The organism is Candidatus Accumulibacter contiguus (assembly GCF_012940005.1).
GTDB lineage: Bacteria > Pseudomonadota > Gammaproteobacteria > Burkholderiales > Rhodocyclaceae > Accumulibacter > Accumulibacter contiguus.
Genome location: NZ_SPMX01000132.1, coordinates 1 through 6363, shown reverse-complemented (window position 1 = coordinate 6363; position 6363 = coordinate 1). Strand labels below are relative to the sequence as shown.

The window sequence follows — 6363 nt, the reverse complement described above, 5'->3', positions numbered from 1 at the left end:
CGACTACGCCCGCGCCGTGCCGCTTGAGCAGCGCGCGCTGGCGATCCGCGAGGAAGTCCTTGGCGCCGAGCATCCCGACACCGCGACGAGCCTTCACAATCTGGCGCTGCTGTACCAGATGCTCGGCGACGTCGCCCGCGCCGAGCAGCTCTCCGAGCACTCGCTGGCGATCTACGCGAACGTCTTCGGTCCCGAGCATCCCCACACCGCGAGGAGCCTCACCAACGTCGCCATACTCGATGCCGGACAAGGCCGTTTGGATCAGGCGCTTTCCGGTCTCGCCCGCGCCGCGCGGGCCGAAGACCGGCTGCTCGGTGAAATCTTCGCTCTCAGCCCGGAAGAGCAGCGTAACCGCTATCTCGCCGCCCACCGGGAGCTCGGGATGATGCTGCTGTCCCTGGTGCTCGCGCACTTCCGCGATTTGCCCGACGCCGTCCGGCTGGCGCTCGACTACGTTCTACGCCGTAAGGCGCTGGCCGCCGAGGCGGCCAGCGTCCAGCGCCGCGCCATCCTCTCCGGCCGCTACCCGCAATTGCGCGTGTCGCTGCAACGCCTCGACCTCCTGCGCGGCCAGGTGGCGAGCAAGATCCTGCGTGGCCTTGGTGCTCACGAGACGCCGCAACAGTACCAGCAGGCGCTGGCCCGGTGGCGCGACGAACGCGAAGCGCTGGAGAGCGAAATCGCCCGCCAGATTCCCGAGATGCGCCTCGAACACGAGCTCGCCAGCGCCGACGCGCGCGCGGTTGCCTTGCACCTGCAGGCGAGCGGCACGCTGGTCGAATTCGTCCGTTTTCATCCCTGCCATTTTCAGGCGGTGAAGGCCAGGGGCAAGGCGCAGTGGGGCCGCGAGCGCTATGCGGCCTTCGTCCTGGCTGCCGGCGAGGGCGCTGCGGTGCAGCTCGTCGACCTCGGCGACGCGGCGCCGATCGACGACGCGATCCGCCGCTTCCGCGCGGAGATCACTGGTGACCCGCTTCCTCCCAACGACGACCAGGCGCGCATGGCGCCTACCCGCGACGCGACGCCGCCGCAATCGAACCTCGGCGCCGGCGGCGAGCTGCTGCGGCTGCTCATCGCGCCGCTGCAGGAACTCTTTCAGCAGCGGCCATCGCTCGTCCTCGCGCCTGACGGCGAACTCAATCGCCTCTCCTTTGCGGCGCTGCCGACGGACAGCGGCTGCCTGAGCGACCGCTACGCCATCCGCTACGTCAGTTGTGGCCGCGACCTCGTGCGCTTTGCCGAACCGGCGAGCAACGCGGGTAGCCCGCCGCTGATTGTCGCCGACCCGGCGTTCGATCTGGGCGCCAGCGCCAGCGCCAACCCCGGCAGCGGCCCGCGCAGCCGGGCAACGTCCGTCGCGGCGACCCAACCCGGCAAGATGGCGGCCCTCTGCAGCTTGCTGGGCGGCCGTGGGCGCAGTGAAGACGAGCGTTCGCCCGACCCGGCGGGCACGCCGCGCGCCGCGCTGGCCGAAGCCAGCGGCGAACCGGCGTGGACCGGCCGCCGCTCGCGCGACCTCGACCGCGCCGGCTATCGCTTCACTCCGCTGCCGGGTAGCCGCGTCGAAGGCGAGGCCGTCGCCCGGCATCTGGGAACTGGCGCCTTGCTCGGCGAGCAGGCGCTCGAGGGTCGCTGCAAGAAACGCCGTTCGCCGACCATCGTCCATCTGGCGACGCACGGCTTCTTTCTCGAAGACCAGCCACGGGAGCACGAGTCCGGATCGCTCGGTGATGCCGGTCACCGCCTTTCCCACCAGGAGAACCCGCTGCTGCGCTCGGGCCTCGCCTTGGCCGGCGCCAACACCTTCCTGCGCGAGCACCGGGTCGTCGCCGACGAGATGGAAGACGGCCTGCTCACCGCCGAGGATGTCGCCGGACTCGACCTGCTCGACACCGACCTCGTCTTCCTCTCCGCCTGCGAAACCGGGCTGGGCGACGTGCAGGTCGGCGAGGGCGTCTTCGGACTGCGCCGCGCCTTCGTCGTCGCCGGGGCGCGCACCTTGATCATGTCCTTGTGGAAAGTCGACGACGTGGCCACGGCGCTCCTCGTCGATCGCTTCTACACCGCGCTGCTCGCCGGCGACGGCAAAGGGGAAGCGCTGCGCCAGGCGCAGCACGAGCTGCGCAGCGCAACCGTCGGTACCCTGCGCGCGACCTGGCTCAACCCGGAAAACCGCTCCCGCCTCGCCGCCGGCGACCCGGCGATCCGGCAACAATTGAATGCACTGCTGGCCTATCCCGAACAGACGCGCCCCTTCCAAGACCCCTACTACTGGGCCGGCTTCATCCTGCAGGGTGACGACGGAGCGGGCGCGCGAGGTTGACCCTGTTCGTGTTCAACGAAGTTTCCCGGAAACGGGTGGAACTTCTCCTGAGCGCTTGCCGAAGAGACCGGCGGCCTGCCCAGCCCGATCAAGGGCGGCGCCCCTTTTGCCACTCCTGCCGCGCGGCTTGCAGGTGCCTTGAGGAACCATTCCGCTGGTGGCGAAAAGCGAATTTCCCGTCACCCGGCTGCCCAGTTTTCCAGCATTAGCCCCGGCACCCGCTCGAATTCGCGCTGGTTGTTGGTGACCAGGACCAACCCATGGGCACGCGCCTGAGCCGCACTGCAGGCCTACCGGGACTACCAGGCCGACATCCTGATCGCCGGCGGGCGCAACCTGTATACCGCCCTGAAAGCGCGCATTCCCTTTCTCGACATCAATCAGGAACGCGAATTCGGCTATGCCGGTTACGACGGCATGCTCGAACTGGTGCGGCAGCTCGCCCTGACGCTGGAATCGCCGGTGTGGCGGAAGGTACGCACGCCGGCACCCTGGGCGCAAGTTCCGGGCGAAATGCTGCTCGCGGTCGGAGAACAACATGGCTGAGATCATCAAACGTACCAAAGCGCTGGCGGTGAATCCCCTCAAGGCCAGCCAGCCGCTGGGAGCGGCACTTGCCTTTCTCGGCCTGCGCCGGGCGATTCCGATGCTGCATGGATCGCAGGGCTGTACCGCTTTCGGCAAGGTGTTCTTCGTGCGCCACTTCCGCGAACCGATCGCGCTGCAGACGACGGCGATGGATCAGGTGTCCTGCATCATGAGCGCCGACGAGAACGTCATCGAGGGCTTGCGCGTACTCTGCGAAAAGAATTCCCCGGAGGTCATCGGCTTGCCCACCACCGGGCTTTCCGAGACGCAGGGCTGCGACATCGAGCGCCTGGTACGCGAGTTTCGCGCCCGCCATCCGGAATTTGCAGGCGTCGCCGTGGTACCGGTGAACTCTCCCGATTACTCCGGCTGCCTCGAATCCGGTTTTGCCCTGGCGGTGGAAGCGATCATCGACACGCTGGTTCCGGACCGCTCGAAGTCGTCGCTGGCCGGGCGGCGCAGAAAGCAGGTCAACGTGCTCGCGGCGTCGATGCTGACCCCCGGCGACATCGAGGCGATCAAGCAATGGATCGAGGCATTCGGCCTGCGGCCAGTGCTTGTGCCCGACATCGCTGATTCGCTCGATGGTCATCTGGTCGATCAGGAAACGACGCCGCTGACTCTCGGCGGCACGCCGAAGGCCGAACTGGCGACGCTCGGGGAAGCGCACGCCACACTGGTCATCGGTCGTTCGCTGCACAAGGCGGCCGACCTTCTGAAAGCGCGCACCGGCGTGGCGGATTTTCGCTTCGACCATCTGCTGGGTCTGGATGCCTGCGACGCCTTCACGCTCACGCTGGCGGCCCTCTCCGGCCAGCCGGTACCGGCGAGTATCGACCGCCGGCGTGCGCAGTTGCAGGACGCGATGGTCGATACCCATTTCATGACCGGCTTCCTGCGCGTCGGCATTGCCGCCGATCCCGATCTGCTGGTGGCGATCGGCCAGTTCCTCAGCAGCGCCGGCGCCGAAGTGGTCGCCGCGGTGGCGTCGGCACGTGCCGAGGTACTCGCCGACCTGCCGGCAGCATGCGTGCGGATCGGCGACCTCGAAGACCTCGAACGCGCGGCGCTGGCCCAGCGGGCTCAGCTCATCGTCGCCAATTCGCATGCCGCGCAGAGCGCCGAACGCCTGCACCTGCCGCTGCTGCGCGCCGGCTTCCCGCAATACGACTGGGTGGGCGGCTATGCGCGCACCTGGGTCGGCTATCAGGCGCGCGGCAGGCCCTGTTCGACGTCGCCAATCTCTTTCTGGGGAACCCTCATGACACCCCTGTCCATCGATCCATCTACCGAACCGGCAGCGCCGGCGACGCGCAGGGCCGGCCGCCACCTGGCCTTGGCCTGGTCCGCCACTAGCGAGGTGCCGAGCATGTTCCGGGTGGCCTTCGCCAGCAACGACCGCAAGACGGTCAATCAGCATTTCGGTGCGGCCGCAGGTTTCGCCATTTATGCGCTGGATGGCGAACACGCGCAACTGGTCGAAGTCGTCGAATTTCTGCCGGAAAGCATGCATGGCAACGAAAACAAGCTGCCGGCGAGAATCGCCATGCTGGCCGGCTGTGCCGCGGTCTATTGCCTCGCGGCTGGCGCATCGGCGGTGAAACAGTTGCTGGCCGCCGGCGTGCAGCCGATCCGGCTCGACGACGAAACCGAGATCGATGGCCTGTTGCAGAAAATCAGCCTGGCGGTTTGCAATGGTGGCATCTCCTGGGTCGACAAGGCGATACGACGGACTCACGGCGATCGCGACCGCTTCGATCGCATGGCCGAAGAGGGTTGGGACGGATGATGGCCAACCCGTTCGCAAACCGCGCTGGCGTGCTGCATGGCTGCTGGCCAGGCCGTCGCCAGCACCCGCCACCGATCCCCTGCCCCAACCCCATTCCCGGAGAAACCTGATGAGCGTCACCCTTGCCCCTGCATCGACCATCGAACCCGCAGACGACCCGATCTACCTCACCGACTTCGTCAGGGAAATGCTGCGCCAGACCCGCGCGCTCGACAGCTACGGCCAGTGGGACGGCAAGACGGTCGCGGCAATCCTCGCCGGCTACGTGCTGAGCAAGGAACAGAAGCGCGCGATTCCGACCATCGGCGACCCCGACGAGGTGACGCTGGCGCGCGTCAAGGCCTTCCATAACGCCATCGCCGTGCTGATCGAGAAGGAATGCGGACAGATGGCGGTGCCCTTTGTGCAGATCACCCACGAAGGCTTCGGTCGCGCACTGATCACCGTCGGCAAGCTGGTGGTCATGGATCGTACGCTGCGCGACGTGCATCGCTTCGGCTTCGACAGCCTGTCGAAGATGAAGACCGAAGCCGACAAGCATCTCGCCGTGGCACTGGAGATCATCGGCAAATATCCTGATGTGGCCGGAATGTAAGGAGGCAACATGAGCACGATTACCGGACGTACACGCGGAGGCGACGAATGGATCCCGCAATTCGTCAGCTTTCTCGATCCACGGAAATGCATCGGCTGCGGTCGCTGCTACAAGGTCTGTCCGCGCAATGTTCTCGATCTGGTCGAGCGCAGCGAGGAGCTGCTGGCCGACAGCGACGAGGATGCCGACGACGACGAAATGATGGTGATGACCATCGCCAACGCCTCCGACTGCATCGGCTGCGGCTCCTGTGGCCGCGTCTGCCCGAAGAACTGCTACACCTACAGCGCGGCCGAAACGTGAACCGAAGGCTTACCCCCAACCCATTCCCAGGAGAGCACGCCATGATCCACCTCACTCCCGCCGCAACCAAGGCAATCAACCGTTTCATCAAGGCTGCCGAGAATCCGGTCGCCGGTCTGCGCATTTTCGTTTCCGGCGGCGGCTGTGCCGGTCTGCAGTATGGGCTGCGCCTCGAACAGGACAGGAGCGAGGATGATCTCGAATTCGACATCGGTACTGGCGCCAAACTGCTGGTCGATCCCTTGAGCAGCTCGATGCTCGAAGGCCTGAGCGTCGATTTCGTCGACAGCCTGACGCAGACCGGCTTCAAGTTCAACAACCCGAACGCTTCCGGCGCCTGCGCCTGCGGTCAGTCGTTCAAGGCTTGAGGAGATCAGCATGTGGGATTATTCCGAAAAGGTTCGCGAACACTTTTTCAACCCGAGGAATTCGGGCCCGCTGGAAAACGCCAACGCCATCGGCGATTTCGGTTCGATCAAGTGCGGTGACGCGCTGCGCCTGATGTTGAAGATCAACCCGCAAAGTGAGGTCATCGAAGACGCGCATTTTCAGACCTTCGGCTGCGGTTCAGCGATCGCTTCGTCGTCGGCGCTGACCGAGATCATCAAGGGCAAGACGCTCGACGAAGCCCTGACGGTCAGCAACCAGGACATCGCCGACTATCTCGACGGACTGCCGCCGGAGAAGATGCACTGTTCGGTGATGGGACGCGAGGCGCTGCAGGCGGCCGTTGCCAACTATCGCGGCGAAGCCTGGAAGGACGAT

At 66.0% G+C, this 6363-nt stretch carries 6 protein-coding genes and 3 pseudogenes; 8 read left to right on the top strand and 1 reads right to left on the bottom strand.

Translation table 11 applies throughout. The annotated features are described in order from the left end of the window. Positions 1-2323 (top strand): CHAT domain-containing protein (locus E4Q08_RS23595; RefSeq protein WP_169072201.1); only part of this gene is annotated, 2323 nt, incomplete at its 5' end. A gap of 179 nt (positions 2324-2502) precedes the next feature. Here E4Q08_RS23595 and E4Q08_RS25245 read toward each other — a convergent pair. After that, positions 2503-2604: pseudogene (locus E4Q08_RS25245) on the bottom strand (VapC toxin family PIN domain ribonuclease); the annotation flags it as partial. Here E4Q08_RS25245 and E4Q08_RS23585 point away from each other — a divergent pair. The 7 genes and pseudogenes from E4Q08_RS23585 to E4Q08_RS23555 form a co-directional block, all read left to right on the top strand. After that, positions 2600-2869 (top strand): annotated as a pseudogene (locus E4Q08_RS23585) (nitrogenase component 1); the annotation flags it as partial. The pseudogenes E4Q08_RS25245 and E4Q08_RS23585 sit on opposite strands and share 5 nt — an antisense overlap. After that, positions 2862-4267: pseudogene (gene nifN / locus E4Q08_RS23580) on the top strand (nitrogenase iron-molybdenum cofactor biosynthesis protein NifN). The pseudogenes E4Q08_RS23585 and nifN, both read left to right, overlap by 8 nt. Then, entirely contained in the window at positions 4173-4700 is a 528-nt protein-coding gene (locus E4Q08_RS23575; protein ID WP_308240215.1) for a NifB/NifX family molybdenum-iron cluster-binding protein, read from the top strand. Before nifN ends, E4Q08_RS23575 begins: the two are co-directional and overlap by 95 nt. Positions 4701-4809: 109 nt before the next feature. Continuing rightward, positions 4810-5295, top strand: coding sequence for a NifX-associated nitrogen fixation protein (locus E4Q08_RS23570; protein WP_169072199.1), 486 nt, complete (start codon positions 4810-4812; stop codon positions 5293-5295). Positions 5296-5304: 9 nt separating this feature from the next. Next, on the top strand, positions 5305-5598 hold the full coding sequence (fdxB, locus tag E4Q08_RS23565) for a ferredoxin III, nif-specific (RefSeq protein WP_169072198.1): 294 nt from the start codon (positions 5305-5307) through the stop codon (positions 5596-5598). Between the two features lie 41 nt (positions 5599-5639). After that, positions 5640-5966, top strand: coding sequence for a HesB/IscA family protein (locus tag E4Q08_RS23560; RefSeq protein ID WP_169072197.1), 327 nt, complete (start codon positions 5640-5642; stop codon positions 5964-5966). Between the two features lie 10 nt (positions 5967-5976). Continuing rightward, positions 5977-6363: iron-sulfur cluster assembly scaffold protein (locus E4Q08_RS23555; protein ID WP_211203550.1), on the top strand; the 387-nt coding region annotated here is incomplete at its 3' end.

Bases quoted from the DNA above. Each gene is read 5' to 3' on its own strand.
- E4Q08_RS23575 (WP_308240215.1), top strand. From the start codon at position 4,173: ATGACACCCCTGTCCATCGATCCATCTACCGAACCGGCAGCGCCGGCG.
- E4Q08_RS23560 (WP_169072197.1), top strand. From the start codon at position 5,640: ATGATCCACCTCACTCCCGCCGCAACCAAGGCAATCAACCGTTTCATC.
- E4Q08_RS23570 (WP_169072199.1), top strand. From the start codon at position 4,810: ATGAGCGTCACCCTTGCCCCTGCATCGACCATCGAACCCGCAGACGAC.
- fdxB (WP_169072198.1), top strand. From the start codon at position 5,305: ATGAGCACGATTACCGGACGTACACGCGGAGGCGACGAATGGATCCCG.